Genomic DNA, 20951 nt, shown 5'->3' on the forward strand with positions numbered 1-20951 from the left:
TCAGTAGTCCCGTCCTGTCATGAAGTGCGCGATCGCGACCAGGTCGGCGTGCACCCCGGACACGTCGGCGCCACCCGCCGAACCCACCTCACCGAGTTGGTCCAGTTCGGCGAGGGCCTCGGTGAGCAACCGGTCGGCCTGCTTCTCCGTCCAGTCCCGGGCGCCGGTCTCCTCGATCAGGTTGGCGGCCAGGGCGAGGTCGGCGGCGGAGAGGTCACCCGGGCTGGCGTACAGCTCGGCGAGCCGGGTGGCCGCCGGGCCGTCCACGCCGAGCGCCCGGACCACCGGCACCGACTTCTTCCGGGCCCGTAGGTCGGACAGGACCGGCTTGCCGGTGACCGCCGGCTCGCCCCAGATGCCGAGCAGGTCGTCGACGAGTTGGAAGGCCAGGCCGAGCCGCTCGCCGTACCGGTCGAGTCCGTCGACGACCGTCTGTGGCGCGCCGCAGACCACCGCGCCGAGCGTCGCCGCGCAGGCCAACAGGGCGGCCGTCTTGTCCCGGGCCATCGCCAGGCACTCGTCGAGGGTGACGTCGGAGCGGTTCTCGAACTCGACGTCGGCCGCCTGGCCGGCGATCAGCCGGCGGACCGCCGTGTGCAGGGTCGCCAGACCCCGGTGCACGTCCAGTTCCGGTGCGGCGCAGAGCACCTCGTCGGCGAGACCGAGCAGCGCGTCACCGGCGAGAATCGCCGGACCGACGCCGAACGCCGCCCAGGCCGTCGGCCGGTGTCGGCGCTCCAGGTCGCCGTCGATCACGTCGTCGTGCAGCAGTGAGAAGTTGTGTACCAGTTCCACCGCCACCGCGGCCGGCAGCCCGCGCCCGACCGGCTGTCCGGCGACCCGGGCGGAGAGCAGCGCCAGCGCGGGACGCAGCCCCTTGCCGCTCCGCCCGGTCGGCGCACCCGTCGCGTCCCAGTACCCGAACTGGTATCCGGCGACCAGCCGGGTCCGCTCGTCGATCCGCTCCAGCGCCGCCCGGATCTCGGGCTGGACGAGCTCGTCCACCTGGGTGAGGATGCTGGGCAGCATCATGGTCATGTCTTCTCCTCGCTACGCTCGCCGCCGCCATGACCTGGTCGACCGAGCCTGCCGATGACCTCGCTCCGCTCGGTCATGCCGTCACCTCGCTCCGCTCGGTCATGCCGTCTCCTCCGACGGGTCCGATCTCGACCCGAGGTGGGCGAGCACCACGTCGGCGGCCCGCTGGCCGCTACGTACCGCGCCCTCCATCGTGTCCGGCCATCCGGTGTCGGTCCACGCGCCGGCCAGCGCCAATCCGGGAGCCCGGGTCTGCGCCGGCGGCCGGTAACTCCGTGAGCCGGGCACCTGCCGGAACGTCGCCCGGGGTTCCCGGGTCACGAACGCGTCCCGGACCGGCGCCCGCCGGGCCGCCGGGAAAACCTCCCCCAGGGCGGCCAGGTAGGTCCGGACCAGCTCGCTCGCCCGGGTGCCGAGCACCTGTTCGGCGGCGGAGATGGAGACCACCAGATACTGCCCGGAGACGTCGGGCGGGGTGCGGTCGAAGACCCACTGCACCGGTGTGTCCAGTCCGGCGGCGAAGCCGAGTTCGGTGACCCGTTCCTGGTAGTGGACGTGCACGTTGACGATCGGCGCGGCGCCCAGCCGCGCCCAGCGGGCCCGGTCCGGAGCCGCCTCCGACGGCACCAGACGGGCCGCCTGCGAGTGCGGTACGGCCAGCACGACCGCGTCCGCGGTGAGCGCCCCACCCTCGCCGACGACCCGGAACCGGTGTCCCTCGGCCCGGATCTGGTGGACGCGTACCCCGGTGCGGACCGTCGCGCCCCGCTGGCGCAGCAGCGCGCTGGCCGGGGTGCCGTGCAGGTCGGCCAGGGGCGCGGTGGGCAGGCCGAGATCGGCGGCGTCGGCCCGGTCGAGCAGTCCGGTACGGAAGACCCGGGCGGCCAGGGCGAGCGACGCCCGTTCCGGCGGGGCGTTCAGCGCCGCGACGCAGATCAGTTCCCAGAGACGTTGCACGGTCTGGCCGTCCTGGCCGTGCGCGGCCAGCCAGGCGCCGAAGCTGACCCGGTCGGCGGCCGGGTCGTCCGGCTCGACCCGGCGCAGCGCGGCGGCGGCCCGGACCGCCGCCAGCCGCTGCCCGAACCTCAGCGGTCGGTAGCCGAGCAGCGCCGGCAGCAGATGTGCCGGGGCGGGCAGTCGACGGTTGCGGGCCAGCAGGTGCGGCGGTACGCCGGCCCGGATGATCGGCACCGCGAAGCCGTCCTGCACCGTCGCCCGGTCCGTGCTGCCGAGCCGGTGCAACAGGTCCCGGTACTGCTGGTAGCAGCGGAGGAAGACATGCTGGCCGGTGTCCACGGTCAGCCCACCCCGGCGGAAGGAGTAGGTGGCGCCGCCGAGCGCCGGACGCGCCTCCAGCATGGTGACCCGGTGTCCGGCGTCGAGCAGCCGGACCGCCGAGGCGATGCCGGCCAGCCCGCCCCCGATGACGCAGACCTGTTCGGTGCTCACGATCCGCTCCGGGTCATCGCCCGCGCCGCCACGTACGCCTTCTCCCAGCCGGACAGGGCCACCCGACGTCGGGTGACCGCCAACGGATCCGTGATCATCCGGGCCAGCAGCCGGTGGTAGATCCCGGCCATCGCCGCCACGCAGGCCGCGCTGCGCCGGTCCAGCATCGGCAACAGCCGCAGCCCGGTCCGGTAGTAACGGTCGGCCCGCTGGGCCTGCCAGCGCACCAGCGCCGCCAGCCGGTCCGGCGGATCGGCCAGCCCGCCGTCGGCGTCCAGGTCGACGGTGCAGCCGAACCGGTCCAGGTCGCGCCGGGGCAGGTAGATCCGGCCCACCCCGCGGTCCTCGACGATGTCGCGGAGGATGTTGGTCAGTTGCAGGGCGACGCCGAGGGTGTCGGCCAGTTCGGCCGCCTCGGACCGGTCGGCGCCGGGCCGCAGGTCGAAGACCCCGAGCGACAGGCGGCCGATCGAGCCGGCCACACAGCGGCAGTAGCCGACCAGTTCCTCGAACGTTTCGTAGCGGGTGCCCCGTACGTCGGCCAGGCACCCGTCGACCAGTTCGTCGAAGGCGGCCAGCGGGATCGGCAGCCGGGCCGCCGCGTCGGCGAGCGCGACCAGGACCGGGTCGCCGCCGGCGTCGGGCAGCCGGTGCAGCGCCGCCCGGACCTGGTCCAGCCGGGCCAGCCGGGTGGCGGCCGGCAGGTCGCCGTCGCCGATGTCGTCGATCCGCCGGGCCACCGCGTACACGGCGCAGAGTGCGGCCCGCCGGTCGGGCCGGAGCAGCCGGATGCCGTACGAGAAGTTGCGGGCCTGGGTACGGGTGACGCGGGCACACTCCCGGTAGGCGCGTTCCAGGCCGATGTCGCCGCTCATCCGCCCACTCCGTTCTGTCCCGGAGCGACGGCGGGGGTTCGCAGCGACCGGAGCCAGGCGACGGCCAGACCGGACCGGGTCGGTCGGGGCGGGCCGGGCAGCGGGTCGTGGTCGGCCCGGGCCAGCGCGGCGAGTGCGGCCCGGCCCCCGGCGAGGTATCCGCTGACCGCCAGTCGGGCCCAACCGCGTAGGTCGCCGACCAGTGGCGCGCCGGAGTCGAGCAGTTCGGCGGCCCGGTCGGCCTGCCGGCGGATCACCTTCCGGAGCGGCTCGTCGGCCCGCGGCGCGTCCAGGGCCTCCTCGGGAACCCCGGCGGCGGCCAGGTCGCGGGTCGGCAGGTAGATCCGGCCGCGACGGCGGTCCTCGGCGACGTCCTGCAGGTGTTCGACGATCTGCAGCGCGGTGCAGATCCGGTTGGAGAGCGGGATCCGAGCCGGTGACGCGGCGCCGAAGATGTGCAGCACGAGTTCGCCGACCGGGTCGGCGGAGAGGTGGCAGTACTCGACCAGGGCACCGAAGGTCGGATAGCGGGTGACCAGCTGGTCGCGACGGTTCGCCTCGATCAGTCGGAGCAGCGGGTCGAGCGGGAACCGGCAGTCGACGACCGTCGGCGCCAGCCGGACCAGCACCGGGTGGCGGGGCAGCCGGCCCTCGTAGAGTGCCCGTACCTCGCGCTCGAACCGGTGCAGCGCGGCGAGGCGGGCCTCGGGGCCCTCGTCGCGTCCGGTGGTGTCCGGCTCGTCACCGAGGTCGTCGACGTACCGGGCGTAGGTGTAGAGGGCGAGCAGGTGCCGGCGGATCCGTGCCGGTAGGACACGCAACGCGACCGGAAAGTTCTCACCGGCCAGCACGGTTTCCGGCTGCCGGCGCTCGCCCGGCCGATCCGCAGACGGATGGCCGGGGGCATCGTCGGTCAGATCAAGCACGCTGCCGCCTCTCGCGAGGTCCCGGCCGGCTCGTCGAGCCCAGCCGGACCATCGCGCCGGATTGGTGGTAACCCATCGCTCGCGCTAAGTAATCTTCACCGAGCGTACCCAACTTCCCACCCTCGGCGGTGCGGCCTGCCGAAATCCTTTCTGGCGTGTCCGGGGACGACCTAACCCGACAGGTCCACCCAGGTGTCGACCCGGCGGACTGACCGGCGTGTCAGCTTGACTGGGTACGTCGGGCCAGCCAGATACCGAGGCTCATGGCGACCACTCCGAGTAGTCCGATGATCAGGCGGGGTCCCTCGAGGGAGAGCTCCTCCTGGAAGGCGGTGACGCCGATCAGCACACTTGTAAAGGGGTCGAGCAGCGCGATGGCGGTGAGCGGGGCGGCGATCGGCCCGCCCTGGAAGGCGTTCTGGTTCAGGGTCAGGGCGGTTCCGCCGACCAGGACCAGCACGTAGAGGTGCCAGTCGGTGACCACCCCGACCGGATTGTCCGGCAGCTTCTCCGTCACGCTCTTGAGCAGCGCCGCGGCCAGGGCGTAGAGCAGTCCGGTGGCGATGCCCAACACGAGGCCCCGGGCCGCGTTCTGGGTCCGCCAGGCGACGACGAGGCAGACCCCGACGAGGACACCGATGGCGGCGCCCACTCCGATCCAGGCCAGTGCGCTCGGCTCCTCCACCCCGCCCCGGGGGTTCGCGGTGGCGAGGAAGGCGGTCAGCCCGACCACACCGATCACCACGACCAGCATGTCCCGGCGGTGCGGACGCCGTCGTTCCAGTGCCGCCTCCAGCGGAATCGCCATGAAGAGCCCGCTGACCAGCAGCGGCTCCACCAGGGCGAGCGCACCGAACCGCAGGGCGATGGCCTGCAGTACGGTGCCGACCGCGTCCGGCACCCAGCCGAGCAGCCACAACGGCCGGCGGACGAGTCGGATCAGCAGTCGGGGGTCGATGGTCCGGGTCGGCTGCTCCTGCTTGGCCGCGCGCTGCTCCAGCACCGAACTCACCGCGAAGCAGGCGGCCGAGGCGAGCCCCAGCACGATGGCGATGCCGTTCACCGGACCCCCGACACCTCAGCCGCGCCGGTCCGGCCGGTTCACCGGCCGGGTGCCGCCGTCCCGGCGCGGCTGGCCCACACCGGTCCAGAGCCGGGCCATCCCGGCCCGCAGCCCGACCCACCGGGTCAGGGTCCGCCGGGGGGTGGCCGCCGCCAGCCCGGTCCGCACCTCGACGGCATCGATCCGTACCGGCGGTTCGAGGAACGGGGCGCCCTCCAGCAACACCGGGTCGTCGACGGGTACCGCTCCGACCGGCGCCCGACCGGCCGGGCCGGCCTCCCCGGCCAGCTGGTGCGGGCCGGCCTCGCCGGCGAGTCGATGCGCACCGGTCGAGGCCGTCAGGCCCCAGGCGATGTCGGCGACCACCCCCGCCGGGTCGGTGCCGAAGAGCGCGAGCCCGGCGTTGCGCTGCCGCTCTCCGCTCGTCCGGTCGGCGAGCCGCAGCAGCGTCGGCCCCAGGTCGACGCGACGGCGTACCCAGGTCGTCACGCCGGCCCGGGCCATGGTGGCGGCGTTCGCCCGCCCGTGCCCGGGGATCGGCCGGTAGGTGGCGACCGGCAACCCGCAGGCCATCGCCTCCAGCGCGGTGAGCCCACCGGCGTTCTCGACCAGGACGTCGGCGGCCCGCAGCAGGGCCGGCATGTCGTCGACCCAGCCGAAGACGTACCCGGTGCCGCGTCGCCGCAGCCGGCGGTACAGCGCGGCGTTCCGTCCGCAGACCACGACCGGGACCGCCACCCCCGTGGCGGCGATCTCCGCGGCGGTACGCGCCACCGCCCCGACCCCCCACGAGCCCGCGACCAGCAGCGCGAGCCGGGCGTCGAGCGGAAGCCCGAGTTTCTCCCGGGCCCGCCGCCGGTCCTGCTCGTCCCCCGGGCGGAAGGCGGCCGAGACCATCCGGCCGGCCACCCGGACCTCCCCCGCACCGAGTGCCCGGGCCTCGGCGCGGGTGGTGACGTGGGCGGCGCAGTGCACGTCGATGCCGGGCGACACCCAGATCGGGTTCACCGCGAAGTCGGTCAGATAGGTGATCACCGGTACGGCGAGTCGACCCTCGCGCCGCAGCGGCCCGACGATCTGACTCACCACCGGGTACGTCGACACGACGGCCCGGGTGTTCGGCGGCAGTGCCCGGAGCACCCGTGGCCACACCGGCCGCAGCAGCGTCCGGGTGATCGGCGCCGCCCGGCTGAAGTTGCCACCGATCGAGAAGAGCAGCCCGTAGATCCAGGGCAGCCGGCTCAACATCCCGTGGTAGGTGCCGCGGAGCAGCCGACCGAGGCCCCAGGGGAAGATGTCGGCCAGGTCCACACAGTCGGCCAGCAGGCCGCGCTCCCGCAGCCGGTGGGCCAGTTCCCGGCTCGCGCCGTCATGCCCGGCCCCCGCGCTGGCGTAGATGATCATCACACGCGGAGGTGACCCTCCGGGGCCACCGGACGGCGGCTCGGCGGCCTCCTCGCGGTTCGTCCGGAACCACCCGGGAGTAGAGGTCATCCGGCCTTCTACCCGCCGAGGGTGTGAAGATTCCTCTCCTGTCGACCTGGCCTGCCGGCGGGCCACCATCCCGTTCACGGCCCGTCCGGCGGCCGGCCCCGCCTACACTGCTGGTACGGGTGTCCCCGTACCAGCCCGCCGGGAGGTCCGGATGCGGGTTCTCATCGTCACCGCGGGTTCGCTGGGGGACGTGGCCCCGTACACCGGTCTCGGTGCCCGGTTGCGGGCGGCCGGCCACCGGGTGGCGCTCGCCGCGCCCGCCCCGTACGCCGATCTGGTCACCGGTGCCGGCCTGGAGTTCCGTCCGGTCCTCGGCGACCTGTCGGCGTTGCGGACCGGCGTACCGTCCCGGCGACGGCCCGGGGTACCGGGGGCTCCGGGACTGGTGGAGTTCGTCCGGCTCGGTGACCGGTTCGTCGACGGGCTCGGCGAGAGCATCGTCACCGCGGCGGATTCCGGCGTGGACGTCCTGCTGCTCTCCGCCAGCACCGCGCCGCTGGGTTATTCGGTGGCGCAGTGGCTCGGGGTGCCGAGCCTCGGGGTGTTCCTCCAGCCGGTGGAACCGACCCGGGCCTTTCCGCCGATCGTGCTCGGCGTCCGCACGCTGGGCGGATGGGGCAACCGGGCCGCCGGCCGGCTCGGCCACCGGCTGGGCCGTCGGGTGTACGCGCACGCCTCGCGGCGACTCCGGTCCCGGCTCGGCCTTCCGCAGTGCGACCTCGCCGACCTCGACCGGGACGCCGCGGTGCGGGGGTGGCCGGTCAGCCACGGTTTCAGCCCGACCGTGCTCCCCCGCCCGCCGGACTGGCGACCGGGCCTGGACGTGGTCGGTTACTGGTGGCCGGCACCGCCGGTGGACTGGCGACCGTCGCCCGCGCTGCGGGCCTTCCTCGCCGCCGGGGACGCCCCGGTGTACGTCGGTTTCGGCAGTCTGGCCGACCCCGGTGGTCGGCTGTACGCCATGGTCCGTCGGGCGCTGCGCCGGGCCGGGGTACGTGCCATCGTGCAGGGTGCCGGTGCGGAGGCGGTCCCGGAGCGGAGCAGCGACGACCCTCTCGACGACGGTTCCGGCAGCGGTCCCGACGACGGTCCCGGCCGCGCCGGCAGCGGCGACGACCAGGTGTTGTACGTCGACGACGTGCCGCACGGGTGGCTCTTTCCCCGGATGGCCGCCGTGGTGCACCATGCGGGCTGCGGCACCACCGGGGCCGCGCTGCGGGCCGGGGTGGCGACGGTGCCGGTGCCCATGCTGGCGGATCAACCGTTCTGGGCCGCCCGACTGGCCCGGCTCGGGGTCAGCCCGGATGTGATCCCGTTCCGGCGGCTCAGTGCGGCCCGGCTCGGCGACGCGGTCCGGGCCGCGGTGACCGATCCGGCCTTCGGCGCCCGCGCCCGGCTGCTCGCCGCCCGGCTGGCCGACGAGGACGGGGCCTCGGCGGTGGTGGCCGCGGTCGACCGGCTGGCCCGTTGACCGGTCGACCGCGGCCTGCTCCGGACGGCTCTGTGGCCGCAGTCACAGAGCCGGGTCACAAAGTTATCGGACCTTAACCATGTCGCCGCGTGACGTCAAGAGCGCCAGTGGTAAAGGCGCGGATGTCCTGACTCGACAGGGGCCGGTCGGACGACGGATGGTCAGCGCCGATGGTGATCAAGTTGGGCCCGGATCTCCCCGCCGGGATGACGCGAACTGTGCACGTTGACGTACGTCGTACCAGCCCGGATCGCGGCGACGAGTTCGTCGAACTCTCCCGCCGCGATGCCCTGCCCCGACGGGCCGATCACGTCGGCCGGTCTGATGGTGCCGGTGATGGTGGCCGGTGCGGCCGGGCAGGCCTGGGTGCCCGGCGGCCCGTTGCCGAGGTTGGTGCAGAGGAAGACGCTGATCCCGCCGCTGCGGGCCCGGCCGCCGAAGTGGATGTGCGCCTGGGTGATGTCGCCCTCGAGGTCGGCGTAGCCGAGCCGGTAGGCGATCTCCTGCCTCGACCGTTCGACGGTGGCCGAGAAGTGGCCGCTGCCGGCGGTGGAGATGGCGAGCGGATCCTCCTCGAAACCGGTCAACCGGGCTCGGAAGACATGCCCGCCGCCCCGGCCGTCCGGGCTGGCGAACCATTCGCCGTCAGGTCGGGCGCCGGCGAACCGGTCGCCACCCTCGGCCCGGGCGCCGGCGTACCGGCCACCACCCTCGGCCCGGGCGCCGGCGTACCGGCCACCGTCGAGCCGGGTGGTGGCGAGGTGCACGGCGTCCAGCCGTCCGTTGTCGTACCGCTCGGCGTTGCCGTACGCGAGTCGGGCCGCACCCGCGCCGGCAGCCAGGACCACGACCACCACGGCCGCCAGTCTGCGCCGTCGTCGGCTCACCACCACCGTCACCTCCTACCGATGGCAACCACGTCACTACTCTGAGTATCGGATCGAGGACAACAACGCCATATGCCGGCAGTGACGGATCGAGGACAGTTTGGTCAGTCCCGCAGTCGGGCGATGTGCCGCATCTTGTTCATCGCGTCCAACGCGGCGACCTTGTACGCCTCGGCCAGGGTCGGATAGTTGAAGACCGCGTCGACCAGGTAGTCGATGGTGCCGAGGCAGCCCATCACCGCCTGCCCGATGTGGACGAGTTCGGTGGCGCCGGTACCGAAGATGTGCACCCCGAGCAGCCGACCGGTGTCCGGGGCGACCAGCAGCTTGAGCATCCCGTACGAGTCGCCGCTGATCTGCCCCCGGGCGAGCTCGCGGTACCGGGAGATGCCCACCTCGAACGGCACCCTGTCACGGGTGAGTTCGTCCTCGGTCCGGCCGATGAAGCTGATCTCCGGGATCGTGTAGATGCCGATCGGCTGCAGGTCCGACAGGTCCCGGGCCGGTTCGTCGCAGGCATGGTGGGCGGCGAGCCGCCCCTGCTCCATCGAGGTCGAGGCGAGCGCCGGGAACCCGATCACGTCACCGACCGCGTAGATGTGCGGTACGGCGGTACGGAACCGCTCGTCGACCTCGATCCGCCCCCTGGCATCCGCCTCCAACCCGGCGTTCGGCAGGTCGAGGTCGGCGCCGAGCCCCTGCCGGCCGGCGGAGTACATCACCGTGTCGGCGGCGATCCGCTTCCCGCTCTCCAGCACCGCGATCGCACCCCGGGCATGCCGTTCCACGGCGGCCACCGCCTCGCTGAACCGGAACGTGACCGCCAGGTCCCGCAGGTGGTACTTCAACGCCTCGACGATCTCCAGGTCGCAGAACTCCAGCATCCGGTCGCGCCGCTCGACCACAGTGACCTTGGTGCCCAGCGCGGCGAACATCGAGGCGTACTCGATGCCGATCACCCCCGCCCCGACCACCACCATCGATTTCGGCACCCGGTCCAGGTTGAGGATGCCGTCCGAGTCGATGATCGTCGCCTCGTCGAAGTCCACACTCTCCGGTCGGGCCGGCCGGGTACCGACCGCGACGATGATCCGGTCGGCGGTCACCTTGGACTCGCGTCCGGCCGGGTCGGTCACCGTCACCGTGTGCGGGTCGTGGAACCGACCGGTGCCGGTGATCAACCGGACCCGGTTACGGGTGAGCTGGCTGCGTACCACGTCGACCTCGCGCCCGATCACGTGCTGGGTCCGGGCGGTCAGGTCGCCGATGGTGATGTCCTCCTTGAGCCGGTAACTCTGGCCGTACACCTCACGCTGGCTGAGCCCGGTGAGATAGAGCACCGCCTCCCGCAGCGTCTTGGACGGCACGGTGCCGGTGTTGATGCAGACACCGCCGACCATGTGCTGTCGTTCCACGACGGCGACCCGGCGGCCGAGTTTCGCCGCCGCGATCGCGGCCTTCTGACCGCCGGGTCCGGAGCCGAGGACGAGGACGTCGAAGTCATGCACGGATCTCAGTGTGGCAGCCCGCTGATCAAAACGCTCCGGGCCGAACGGCCGGTTGAGCCGCCGACCCGCTCCCCGAACGGTCGATCCGGCGCCGAAGACCGACGGGAGCTGCGGAAACCCGACGACTAGGCTGTTGATCATGGGGGACTGGAAACTGCGGCCGGCCACGGCGGCCGACGTCGAGGCGATCGCCGAGTTGCGGGCCGTGACACTGCGGCCGGATCTGGAACGACTCGGCCGGTACGACGAGCGGCGGGTACGGCAGCGGCTGCGCAACGGGTTCCACCCGGAGCACACCTGGGTGATCGAGACGGCCGGTACGTTCGCCGGCTCCGTGGCGCTACGGCCGGCCGAGGACGCCCACTGGCTGGAGCACTTCTACCTGGTCCCGCACCTGCACGGCAACGGCATCGGTACGGCGGTCCTGGGCGAACTGCTGGAGCGGTGTGACCGCGACAGCATCCGGGTCCGGCTGCAGCTACTGCAGGGCAGTTCGGCCCGACGGCTCTACGAACGGCACGGATTCACTGTGGAGACCGAGGATCCGGTGGACGTCTTCATGGTGCGTGAGCCGGCCCCGCTGAACCGGAGCCGCCGAGCCGCGACACGATCAGGCATCGGGGTCGCCCCGGCGGGGCAACCGGTGCAGGACCACGGTGTCGAGCCGGCCGTCCGAGGCGGTGGCGGTGAGATAGGTGGCGTACGGCTGACGCCGCCGGTCGGTCGGCGAGCCGGGGTTCAACAGTCGCAGTCCACCGGGGGCGATGCTGTCCCAGGGTATATGTGAATGTCCGAAAACAAGAACGTCGCAGTCCGGGAACCGGGCGGCACAGCGACGCTCCCGTCCACCGGCCGGCCCGGTCTCGTGGACCACCGCGACCCGTACCCCGGCCAGTTCCACACGCGCGATCTCGGGCAGCCGGGACCGCAGCTCGGATCCGTCGTTGTTGCCGTACACCCCGATCAGCCGTGCGCTGCGCGCGGTCAGCTCGTCGAGGAGCGAGACGTCCACCCAGTCGCCGGCGTGGATGACCACGTCGGCGTCGTCGACAGCGGCCCAGAGCGGGGCCGGGAGGTCCCGGGCCCGCTTCGGCAGGTGGGTGTCCGCCATGATCACGAGGCGCACGCCTCCAGACTATCCACCCTGTTTGGTGCGGTACGCGTCCATCGGCATCGCCGTCGGACGGGACCAGGTGCCGGTGCCCAGCGCGCCGAGGGCGTGCTGCGCGAGCCGGTCGAGTTCGCGGAAGGTGCCGGTGCGCATCAACATCGTCAACCACCTCCTGGCTCAGACAACAGGGCTGTCAATGCGCCACACCTCGGTTGTACCATGTCGTCGGAACGACGACAAGTGCTTCGTCATCGGATCGATGACGTAGTAGGAATACCAGGGCCGGCCAGCCGGGCCGGCCGACGGACCAGCGGAAGGGGTGGCGGGATGGCCGAACCGGCGAACAGCGACCCCCGGGACGGGACGGGGCCCGTACTTGCCTTCTGCACCAGCCACGCGCTCGACCAGGTACGCGCCGTCGCCAACCGGGTCGGCAACCCGCCCACCCCGGCGCCCCGGACCCCGACCGACCCGGTGCCCGGAACCACCGACGACGCCGCTGCCGAACCGACCGCCGGCCAGGTGCTCGACGCCCTCGTCCAGCTCCGCCACCTCCGGGCCGAGCTGGCGACCTGGGAACCACGGCTGATCGAGGCGGCCCGCGAACGAGGCGCGAGTTGGGCCGACCTCGCCCCGGCGCTCGGCGTCGCCAGCCGGCAGGCCGCCGAACGGCGGTACCTACGGCTACGGCCCGACGAGGCGGGCGCCCCACCCCGGACCCGCGACGACCGGGTACGCGCCGAACGGGACCGCCGGGCCGGTAACCGCGCGGTCGCGCCCGGTGGGCCCGGGACAACGGCGCCGACCTGCGTCAACTCGCCGGGCAGATCACCGCGCTGACCGACCTCGCCCCGACCGCCCGGGGCGACCTGGACCGGCTGCACCACGCGCTGGGCACCAGCGACCCGACCGTCCTGGTCCAGCTGATCGCCGACACCGGCCGCCATCTGCGTACCGACCATCCCGGGCTCGCCGCCCGGGTCGACGCGGTCGGCGAACAGGTCGACGAGGTACGACAGCACAGCCGGGAACACCGGACCGGTCGCGACTGACACAGCCCGGCGATTGACCGTCACTTCCCGACGGGACGGGTCCGCCGGTCAGTCGGCCAGGCCGGCGGCGACCAGGAGGCGGAGCCAGGTGTCGGTGTACTGCCCCTTGAACCGTCCCTTGCGGACCCGGTGGTTCCGGTGGAAGGGGCCGCAGATCGTCTCCACCACGTCCGGGTACTCCGGGCCGAGCACACAGCGGTCGACAAAGGTGACGACGTCCGGGGCGAACTCGTCGACCTCGATGTCGCCGTCGTACGCGCCCTTGATGTGCAGGACGTACTCGTCGGTGTTCAGGTGGTAGACGTAGCCGTCGGTGACGTCGAGGTAGACCGGCTGGCCGATGTCCCGCTCGGCGACCAGGTCGGCCGGGATGTCCCGGATCTCCCAGCCGATGCTCAACGGGTGGCCGAGCAGGTCGTACGGGAGGAGTTCCCGGTCCCGGAAGGCGGCCGGGCTGTTGATCTCGGGCGGCTGCCGGAACCGGAAGTAGCTGCCCTCCAGCCGCCGGACCACACTGAACACCTCGACCACGCCGGGCGGTAGTTCCGGGATCGGTGCCAGCGGCGCGGCCTGCTCCTCGATCACCACACCGAAGCCGTGCTCCGCCTCGAGCTGCTTCAGCAGCGCCAGTTTGCGCCGGATCCCGTCGAGCGCGGCGGCCCGGTCCGCGTCGTCCACTCCCCCGTGCCCGTCGGGTCAGCGCCGTGCGGTCACCGTGCCGACGAACGCCCGCCAGGCGTCCGGCGCGAAGACCAGCGCCGGCCCGGACGGGTCCTTGCTGTCCCGTACACCGACGATGTGGGGGAGGTTGTCCGCCACCTCCACGCAGTTGCCACCGTTACCGCTGCTCCGGCTGCTCTTGCGCCACCGGGCGCCGGTCAGCTCCATCTCCGCGCCGCCTCCTCGATCATCCGCAGGCTCTGCTCCTGCGACAGCGCCTGGGACCGCACCACCTCCCAGGTTTCCGCCACCGATAGTACGTCCGCCCGGCGCTGCACCACGTAGCCCTGGAGCTGGTTGTCCAGGTAGGCCGAATCCTCGCCCTCGGCCGGGGTGGCGAGCGCAAACGCGCCGTTCAGCCCGGGGTAGGCCCCGGTGGCGAGCGGCACCACCTGGATGTGCACCCAGGGCCGGCGGGCCGCCTCGACCAGGTGCCGGAGTTGGCCGGCCATCACCTTCGGACCACCGACCGGGCGGTGCAGAATCTGCTCGTCCAGCACCGCGACGAAGGTCGGCGGCGGCACCCGGTCGAGCACCGCCTGCCGCTCGACCCGGGCGGCGACCTGCTGTTCGAGCTGGGCCACGGTGAACCGGCTGGCCCCTTCGAGCAGCGCCTGGGCGTACTCCTCGGTCTGCAGCAGCCCGGAGACCACCAGCGGCTCATACGAGCGGAGCATGGTCGCCTCGCGTTCGAGCAGCACCCACTCCCGGAACCAGGGCAGGATCACCTCCCGGCCGATCCGGCAGCGGATCCGTTCCAGCCGGCCGGCGGTCTTCAACACCCGCTCGCAGCGGGCGGTGAACTCCGGCTGCGGGATCCGCCGGCACTGCTCGACCCCGGCGACCAGGGACGCGGAGTAGTTGACCTCGACGGCGAGTTCCTCCTGCGACAGCCCGGCATCGGTCCGGGCCAGCCGCAGTTCCTCGGCGAACAGCTCCAACGTGGGCGGAGTGGTGGGCGGAGTGGTCATCTGCGCTCCTCTGCACAGGAGGGGTCCGGTGCCGTACGGCTCACCGGTAGGCGGACGAATCCTTCCGACAGTAGCGACATCGTCACCAGAGTGGGGGGCGGCGACGCACCGGACCTTCCCCCCGCCTCCGACCGGTGCGTCGCCACCGGGCCGCTCCGGACGGCAAGCCGGAGCGGCCCGTCCCACCGGCGGCGAAGGAGACTCTGATGTGGCGGAGACGGCGAGACACACCCGTCCGGTACGCACCCCGGCACCACCGAAACTGGCGTCGACTCGGGCGCTACTGCCACTGCGGCCTTCCGTGGCGCTGCCCGGACGCCGTCGTCCCGCCGATCCCGCGACCGTATCCGCCACCCGGCGGTGGGCTCAACCAGCGGCGGACGTACCGGACGGGACGGCCAGGGGACGGGCGGCACGACGTACCCGGGGAGCGACGGTGACCACCGACGGGCCGCACCTGCCGCGACGGCCGCTCTGGTCGTGCCGGGTCTGCGCCGCCGCCTGGCCGTGCGACACCGCCCGGGAGAGGCTGCTGACCGAGTACGCCCACGACCGGGTCGCGCTCTCGGTCTATCTCTGCGCGATGCTCTACGACGCCACCAGCGACCTGCACGTCCGGTACCAGTCGGGCGGCCCGAGCCCGCAGGACCTGTACGCCCGATTCATCGGCTGGGTGCCGAGGTGACCGTCCGCAGCTCCGGGTCCAGGTCCTCGTGCAACGACTCCAGGGTGCCGGCGAGGAACCGGTCCCGCATGGCCCGACGTTGGATCTTGCCGCTGCTGGTCCGCAGGATCCGCCCCGGACGGACGAACACCACGTTACCCACCCGGACACCGAGTCGGACCGTCATCGTCGTCTTCGCGGTCCGGGCGTACCCGCGCAGGTCGTCGCCGGTCAGCCCGCGCGACCGGATCTCCTGGACCAGCACGATCGCCTCGCCCTGCCGGCCCGGTACGGAGAAGACGCAGGTCGGCAACTCGGCGAAGACCGGGTGCACGTCCGCCGCCTCCCGCTCCACGTCGTGCGGGTAGAGGTTCCGCCCGTTGACGATCAGCATCTCCTTGCGTCGGCCGGTGATGAACAGTTCGCCGTCCAGGTACGCGCCGAGGTCCCCGGTCCGCAGGAACGGTCCGGCCCCGTCGGCGGTACGCGCGCCGAACGTCTCCGCCGTCTCGTCCGGCCGCCGCCAGTAGCCGGCCGCCACACTCCCGCCGCCGATCCACACCTCGCCGACCTGCCCGTCCGGCAGCACAATACCGCTGGCCGGGTCGACCACCAGCACCTCGATCCCCCGCACCACCCCACTGCTGACCAGCGGTGTCGTCGACGCCGGACCATCCAGCTCCGCCGACGTCGGGTCACTCGCCACCACCAGTTTGTCGGCGGCGAGCGCGGCGGTGTCCACGTGGCGGACGACCGGCGGCGAGTCGACCCGGGTACCGGAGACGTAGAGGGTCGCCTCGGCCAACCCGTACCCGGGCAGCAGCGCCTCGGGGCGGAACCCGGCCGGCGCGAACCGGGCGGCGAACCGCTCCAGGGTGCCGGCGTTGATCGGCTCCGAGCCGTTGCAGGCGTACCGCCAGCCGGAGAGGTCGAGCCCGGCCACCTGCTCGTCACCGACCTGCCGCACCGCCAGGTCGTAGGCGAAGTTCGGCGCACAGCTCACCTGGGCGCGGTACCGGCTGATCAGGTCCAGCCAGAGGTACGGCCGCTTCAGGAAGTCCATCGCCGACAGCAGCACGGCCGTGCCGCCCAGGTACAGCGGCGTCAGCAGCATCGCGATCAGCCCCATGTCGTGGTACGTCGGCAGCCAACTGCAGAACACCAGGTCGCCGTGCCAGCCGTGGCAGTCGCGCATCAGCCCGATGTTGTGCGCCAGGTTGCCGTGGCTGACCATGACCCCCTTCGGCGCGCTTGTCGACCCCGAGGTGTACTGCAGGAACGCCAGCCGGTCCGGGTCCGGGTCCGGCGGGTGCCAGCGGTCCGGGCCGGACTTCCCCGGCTCCTCCCTCGCCTCCGAGATCGCGGCGGGACCCGCGCACGGGATGTCGCCGAGACCGGAGGCGTCCCGCCAGGCGAGCACCGCCGGCAGGGTCTCCGGGTCGGTGAGCACCAGTGCCGCACCGCAGTCCGCGACGATTCCCGCGCTGCGTACCACCTGGTGCCGGTGACCGGTCGGCGGCGGCACCGGCACCGGGGTGACACCGGCGTACAGGCAGCCGACGAACGCGGTGACGAAGGAGAGCCCGGGGCCGTGTGCGAGCACCACCCGGGCGTCCCCGGCCGGTAGCCGGTCGCGCAGCCAGACGGCGATGCTCCGGGCCGCCCGGTCCAGCTCCCGGTAGGTCAACGACTCGACCCCGCCGGAACGGTGGAACAGCACCGCCGGCTTGTCCGGCACCCGGGCGGCAACCTCACCCAGCGCGGCGACGAAGAGACTCATCAGCCACCTCAGCCACAGCCGCCGGCGTGCCCGCCGTCGGTGGCCCGGTCGTCGTCCCGCCCCGGTACGGCGGAAACCGCGCTCAGGGTCCGCCGGGCGGCCGCCTCGGCGTCGGCGTCGGCGCCCTCGACCGCGGCGGCGAACGTGGCGAGCCGGTCCACCCCCCAGTACCGGTCGTAGCCCCGGACGAAGAACGGCACACCGAAGACGCCGTCACGGTAGATCGACAGCAGCGCCTCCACCCCTTCGGCCCGGACCCGGGGGTTCTCCACCGCGTCGCGTACCTCCCCCGGGTCGATGCCGACCGACTCGCCGATCTCGGCCACCACCGACCGGTCGCAGACGTCCCGGCCCTGCTCCCAGCGCGCCCGGTACGCCTGCTCCAGGAACTCCGGGCCCCGGTGGTGCCGCTTGGCGACCAGGTAGCCGAGGTGCGGCACCTCCCACCACGGTGCCCGGTCGACCGGCCAGGCGAAGGAGAGGCCCCGCTCGGCGGCGAGCCGTCGGACGTCCTGCAGCACGTACAGGTGCTTCGCCCGGGACATCGGGGTGTAGACGAACTTGCCGCCCGCGTCGCCGAGCATCCGCAGACTCACCTCGTCCGGTTCCCAGAACGGGATCCACTCCAGCCGACCGGCCAGTTCCCGGTGCCGCGTGCCGAGGTCCCGGTACGCCAACCACGAGTACGGGCTGCGCAGGGAGAAGTAGAACTTCAGCATGAACTCTCCCGGGGGTGCTAGAGGGCGAGGCCGCCGTCGACCTGGACGACCTGGCCGGTGATGTACGCGGCACGGTCCGAGGCGAGGAAGGAGACCAGTTCGGCCACCTCGGTCGGGGTGCCGAACCGGTTGAGCGAGGCGCGGGCGAGCATCTCGCGGGTGATCTTGTCGGGCAGCCCGGCCGTCATGTCGGTGGTGATGAAACCCGGTGCGACCACGTTGGCCCGGATCCCGTACCGGCCGACCTCCTTGGCCAGGGCCCTGGTGAACCCGATGATCCCGGCCTTGGCGGCGGCGTAGTTCGTCTGGGTCGCGTTGCCGGCGACTCCGGCCACCGAGGAGAGGGTGACCACGGCACCCCGGCGCCGCTTCATCATCCCGAACACGACCGACCGGCACAGGTGCTGGGTGCCGTCCAGGTTGACCCGCAGCACCTCGTCCCACTCCGCATCGCTCATCAGGGCCAGCGGGCGGTCCCGGACGATGCCGGCCGCGGTCACCGCCACCGTCGGCGGGCCGAGTTCCGCCTCGACCTCCTCCGCGAAACCCCGGACCGCCGCCCGGTCCGCGACGTGCACCCGCCGGGCCAGCACCCGTACGCCGTACTCGCGGGCCTCCTTGGCGACCAGCTCGGCGGCCTCGTCGTTGGCCCGGTAGCAGAACCCGACGTCGTACCCGTCGCGGGCCAGCCGGGCGACCACCGCCCGCCCGATCCCCCGGGAACCCCCGGTCACCACGGCGACCGGGGGTGTCCCGTCGGCACCGGCCTCCCCGGCCGACGGACCACTGTGCGATGTGGACATGTTGCTCCTCCTCAGGACGTCGCGGCGGCGGCCGGGCGCAGGACGTCGATCGAACGCAGCGCGAGCACGAAGTGGTGTACGGCGAGCACGAGGCGGCCGTCGTACCAGGTCTCGCCGGCCAGGATCGACGTGTCACCGACGGCCCGGACCAGTCCGACCCGGTGCTCCAGCACACCGCCGGGCGGGACCGGACCGGTCACCTGGATGTTGTTGATCGCGCCGGCGAGTTCCACCTTCCCGGCCAGCACGTCCGGGTTCGGGGTGTCCCAGACGGCGAGCAGCACCGCCGCCTGCGCCCAGGACTCGATCAGCAGCGGGACCGGATAGGCGTACCCGCTGTCGTCGGCGGTGTCGTCCAGTCGCGCGTACGCCGGTTCCGCGCTGGTCACCGCCTTGCGGGCGGTGAGCCGTCGCCCCGGTACGACCTCGGTGACCCGGTCGACCAGCAGGATCGGGTACCGGTGCGGAATGGTCTGCCGGATCCGGGCCGGTCCGGCCGACAGTGCGGCACCCTCGTCGGACCCGTCGAGCGCCGGGCCCGAGCCGACCCGACCGTCAGGTTCCGCCACCGGCTCCGGTGCCGTCGTCCCGGCGCCGGCCGCCCGGTGCCGCAGCCGGATGTCGGCGACCGGGCCGGCCGCCGTCCGGACCCCCGCCGAGCAGCGCAGCCCGTCGTCGGTCCGGTCCACGGTCAGCTCCACGGTGACGGTGTCACCGGGATAGACCGGCCGGAGGAACCGGCACCGCTCGACGGCGGCCAGTTCCACCGGGCCCTCGGGACCGTCGACGCCGAGCCAGCCGCGCAGCGTCTGGTCGGCGAACTCGATCAGGTGGACTCCGGGCAGCACCGGAAAGCCCGGGTAGTGGCCGGCGAAGACCGGGTCCGCCGGATCGACCCGGACGGTGCCGGTCGCCGTCGTCGGGGTGCGGTCCGTCACCGTGACCGCGACCTCGACCGGGGTGGCCCGGGCGGTCACGCGGCCCCCTGGAGTTTGCGCTCCAGCAGCCGGTACGTGCCGTCCAGGGTGGTGATCGCGGTCATCTCCGACTCGGCGACCTTCACGCGGTACGCCTTCTCCAGCCGTACCGCGATCTCCAGCGCCATCAGCGAGTCGACGTCCAGGTCGTCGGCGAAGTGCGCCTGGTCGGAGACCTCGTCGGTCTCCACGTCGAGCACCTCGGCGATCAGCCGCCGCAGGTCCTCCTTGTCCAACGGCCGGCTGTTCTCCACCGTCGTCGCGAGCTGGTCGGTCATGGTCGGATCCCTTCGTTGACGGGTGCCGCGGATCCGATCCGCAGCAGGGCGCAGCCGACGGTGCCCTCCTGGTCGACCGAGGTGGCCAGGGCGAGCGTGCCGGCGAGATCGGGTCGTGCCCCGGCGGCGGCGAGCAGGGCGGTGAGCTGGAAGGACGCGGACGCGGCCGCGGTGTCGCCGAGCAGGTCACGGCACTCGATCCGGACCACCGTGTCGTCGGCGAGCACGTCGGCCAGGGCCGCGCGTTCGGCGTCGCCGAGCGGGCCGGGCGGGACGGCGGGGGCGACCAGCCGTACCTGTGGTCCGGTTGCCCCGTTGTCGGCCAGCACCCGGCGGACGCAGCCGGCGAGCACCTCCCGGGCCCGGTCCGGCGACCGGTCGGGAAACGCGCCGAACCCGGCACCGAGCACGGTGGCCAGCGGCTGCCGGTCGTACCGCTCGGCGCTGGCCCCGGACTCGAGCAGCAGCACGGCGCAGCCCTCGCCGAGGGTCGGGGCGGCGCCGTCGTTGGCGTGCCACTCCAGCCAGCTCCGCTGCACCGAGTACTCCTCGACCGCGCCGCAGAGAATCACCTCGGAACGCCCGCGCCGGTGCAGCCGGCCGGCGTAGTTGAGCGCCAGCAGACCGGTCAGCGCGCCGCCGGCCACCGTGGTGTTCGGGCCCTTGAGCTGGTGCCGGATCGCACTCTGCCCGGCCGCGCAGTTCATCACCGTGTTCGGGAAGCGGGCCGGGTCGACGTGGAACGGCTTCTCCCCGGTCAGCGAGTCCCGGGTGAAGTCCATGATGCTCTGCACGCTGCCCGAGCCGGTGCCGAGCACCAGGCCGACGTCCTCCGGCCGATCCGCCAGCTTCGGGCCGTACTCGGTGAAGAGCAGGCCGACGGTGCTCACCGCCAGGCCGGTGATCCGGTCCATCGACCGGGTCCCCCGGGTGCCGAGCACCGTCGGGATGTCGAAGTCGGGCACCAGGGCGGCCCGGTCGTCCGGCACCGGCCAGACCTGCGGGTCCAGCTGCTCGACGGTCCGGTCGCCGGCGAGCAGTCCGGCCGCGAACGGCTCGGCACCCAGCCCGTACGGTGACACGGCCGACCAGCCGGAGACGACGAGGTCGGTTCGGGACATGTCTTCCTCCTCCATCACCCGGCCCGGGCCGTGGCCGGCCCGGC

General features: G+C 73.0%; 22 protein-coding genes and 1 pseudogene. 4 read left to right on the plus strand and 19 right to left on the minus strand.

Going from position 1 to position 20951, the window contains the following annotated elements; translation table 11 throughout:
- From ABGB05_RS07790 to ABGB05_RS07815, 6 genes are all read right to left on the minus strand, one after another.
- Positions 1 to 1038, minus strand: a complete 1038-nt coding sequence (locus tag ABGB05_RS07790) for a polyprenyl synthetase family protein (RefSeq protein ID WP_347652509.1) — start codon at positions 1036 to 1038, stop codon at positions 1 to 3.
- 99 nt (positions 1039 to 1137) lie between these two features.
- A complete protein-coding gene (hpnE, locus tag ABGB05_RS07795) occupies positions 1138 to 2487 on the minus strand; it encodes a hydroxysqualene dehydroxylase HpnE (protein ID WP_347652510.1) in 1350 nt (449 codons plus the stop codon).
- Positions 2484 to 3362, minus strand: a complete 879-nt coding sequence (gene hpnD, locus ABGB05_RS07800; protein WP_347652511.1) for a presqualene diphosphate synthase HpnD — start codon at positions 3360 to 3362, stop codon at positions 2484 to 2486. The genes hpnE and hpnD overlap by 4 nt, the downstream gene beginning before the upstream one ends.
- Positions 3359 to 4288, minus strand: coding sequence for a squalene synthase HpnC (hpnC, locus tag ABGB05_RS07805; protein WP_347652512.1), 930 nt, complete (start codon positions 4286 to 4288; stop codon positions 3359 to 3361). Before hpnC ends, hpnD begins: the two co-directional genes overlap by 4 nt.
- 220 nt (positions 4289 to 4508) lie before the next feature.
- Entirely contained in the window at positions 4509 to 5351 is an 843-nt protein-coding gene (locus tag ABGB05_RS07810) for a DMT family transporter (RefSeq protein ID WP_347652513.1), read from the minus strand.
- A 15-nt stretch (positions 5352 to 5366) separates the two neighbouring features.
- Positions 5367 to 6755, minus strand: coding sequence for a glycosyltransferase (locus tag ABGB05_RS07815; protein WP_347652644.1), 1389 nt, complete (start codon positions 6753 to 6755; stop codon positions 5367 to 5369).
- Between the two features lie 241 nt (positions 6756 to 6996).
- Here ABGB05_RS07815 and ABGB05_RS07820 point away from each other — a divergent pair, with 241 nt between their 5' ends.
- Positions 6997 to 8316 carry a glycosyltransferase gene (locus ABGB05_RS07820; RefSeq protein WP_347652514.1) on the plus strand — a complete coding sequence of 440 codons (1320 nt, stop codon included), beginning with the start codon at positions 6997 to 6999 and terminating at the stop codon, positions 8314 to 8316.
- A 161-nt stretch (positions 8317 to 8477) separates the two neighbouring features.
- On the opposite strand, the gene ABGB05_RS07825 is transcribed toward ABGB05_RS07820, so the two are convergent.
- Both ABGB05_RS07825 and sthA read right to left on the minus strand, forming a co-directional pair.
- A complete protein-coding gene (locus ABGB05_RS07825) occupies positions 8478 to 9206 on the minus strand; it encodes a CHRD domain-containing protein (protein WP_347652515.1) in 729 nt (242 codons plus the stop codon).
- Between the two features lie 101 nt (positions 9207 to 9307).
- Entirely contained in the window at positions 9308 to 10711 is a 1404-nt protein-coding gene (gene sthA, locus ABGB05_RS07830) for a Si-specific NAD(P)(+) transhydrogenase (protein ID WP_347652516.1), read from the minus strand.
- Positions 10712 to 10850: 139 nt separating this feature from the next.
- Between sthA and ABGB05_RS07835 the strand changes: the two are divergent.
- Positions 10851 to 11237: pseudogene (locus tag ABGB05_RS07835) on the plus strand (GNAT family N-acetyltransferase); the annotation flags it as partial.
- An 84-nt stretch (positions 11238 to 11321) separates the two neighbouring features.
- Here ABGB05_RS07835 and ABGB05_RS07840 read toward each other — a convergent pair.
- Together ABGB05_RS07840 and ABGB05_RS07845 are read right to left on the minus strand one after the other, a co-directional pair.
- Entirely contained in the window at positions 11322 to 11837 is a 516-nt protein-coding gene (locus ABGB05_RS07840; protein ID WP_347652517.1) for a metallophosphoesterase, read from the minus strand.
- A 9-nt stretch (positions 11838 to 11846) separates the two neighbouring features.
- Positions 11847 to 11981, minus strand: a complete 135-nt coding sequence (locus tag ABGB05_RS07845) for a hypothetical protein (RefSeq protein WP_347652518.1) — start codon at positions 11979 to 11981, stop codon at positions 11847 to 11849.
- Between the two features lie 168 nt (positions 11982 to 12149).
- Between ABGB05_RS07845 and ABGB05_RS07850 the strand changes: the two genes are divergently transcribed.
- Complete coding sequence (locus ABGB05_RS07850) at positions 12150 to 12662, plus strand: hypothetical protein (RefSeq protein ID WP_347652519.1); 513 nt, start codon at positions 12150 to 12152, stop codon at positions 12660 to 12662.
- Positions 12663 to 12922: 260 nt separating this feature from the next.
- Here ABGB05_RS07850 and ABGB05_RS07855 read toward each other — a convergent pair whose 3' ends face one another.
- The 3 genes from ABGB05_RS07855 to ABGB05_RS07865 are packed head-to-tail and all read right to left on the minus strand — an operon-like array spanning position 12923 to position 14565.
- Positions 12923 to 13552 (minus strand): hypothetical protein, encoded by a 630-nt coding sequence (locus ABGB05_RS07855; protein WP_347652520.1) that lies wholly within the window; start codon positions 13550 to 13552, stop codon positions 12923 to 12925.
- A gap of 18 nt (positions 13553 to 13570) precedes the next feature.
- Positions 13571 to 13762, minus strand: a complete 192-nt coding sequence (locus tag ABGB05_RS07860) for a DUF397 domain-containing protein (RefSeq protein ID WP_347652521.1) — start codon at positions 13760 to 13762, stop codon at positions 13571 to 13573.
- Positions 13753 to 14565 carry a Scr1 family TA system antitoxin-like transcriptional regulator gene (locus ABGB05_RS07865; RefSeq protein ID WP_347652522.1) on the minus strand — a complete coding sequence of 271 codons (813 nt, stop codon included), beginning with the start codon at positions 14563 to 14565 and terminating at the stop codon, positions 13753 to 13755. Before ABGB05_RS07865 ends, ABGB05_RS07860 begins: the two co-directional genes overlap by 10 nt.
- Positions 14566 to 15001: 436 nt before the next feature.
- Here ABGB05_RS07865 and ABGB05_RS07870 point away from each other — a divergent pair, with 436 nt between their 5' ends.
- The gene (locus ABGB05_RS07870; protein WP_347652523.1) at positions 15002 to 15250 is read left to right on the plus strand and encodes a hypothetical protein; all 249 of its coding nucleotides are present in this window, start codon (positions 15002 to 15004) and stop codon (positions 15248 to 15250) included.
- On the opposite strand, the gene ABGB05_RS07875 is transcribed toward ABGB05_RS07870, so the two are convergent.
- Genes ABGB05_RS07875 through ABGB05_RS07900 form a run of 6 tightly spaced genes read right to left on the minus strand, consistent with a single transcriptional unit; the run spans position 15228 to position 20907 of the window.
- Entirely contained in the window at positions 15228 to 17009 is a 1782-nt protein-coding gene (locus ABGB05_RS07875) for a fatty acyl-AMP ligase (RefSeq protein ID WP_347652524.1), read from the minus strand. The genes ABGB05_RS07870 and ABGB05_RS07875 overlap by 23 nt on opposite strands.
- A gap of 8 nt (positions 17010 to 17017) precedes the next feature.
- Entirely contained in the window at positions 17018 to 17728 is a 711-nt protein-coding gene (locus ABGB05_RS07880; RefSeq protein ID WP_347652525.1) for a DsbA family protein, read from the minus strand.
- 17 nt (positions 17729 to 17745) lie between these two features.
- Positions 17746 to 18531, minus strand: coding sequence for a 3-oxoacyl-ACP reductase FabG (gene fabG / locus ABGB05_RS07885; RefSeq protein WP_347652526.1), 786 nt, complete (start codon positions 18529 to 18531; stop codon positions 17746 to 17748).
- 11 nt (positions 18532 to 18542) lie between these two features.
- Positions 18543 to 19508: a hypothetical protein gene (locus ABGB05_RS07890; protein WP_347652527.1), complete on the minus strand. Its 966-nt coding sequence runs from the start codon at positions 19506 to 19508 to the stop codon at positions 18543 to 18545.
- On the minus strand, positions 19505 to 19786 hold the full coding sequence (locus tag ABGB05_RS07895; protein WP_347652528.1) for an acyl carrier protein: 282 nt from the start codon (positions 19784 to 19786) through the stop codon (positions 19505 to 19507). Before ABGB05_RS07895 ends, ABGB05_RS07890 begins: the two co-directional genes overlap by 4 nt.
- Positions 19783 to 20907, minus strand: a complete 1125-nt coding sequence (locus ABGB05_RS07900; protein ID WP_347652529.1) for a beta-ketoacyl synthase N-terminal-like domain-containing protein — start codon at positions 20905 to 20907, stop codon at positions 19783 to 19785. Before ABGB05_RS07900 ends, ABGB05_RS07895 begins: the two co-directional genes overlap by 4 nt.
- Positions 20908 to 20951: the final 44 nt, after the last annotated feature.

The organism is Plantactinospora sp. B5E13 (assembly GCF_039871775.1).
Taxonomy (GTDB): domain Bacteria; phylum Actinomycetota; class Actinomycetes; order Mycobacteriales; family Micromonosporaceae; genus Plantactinospora.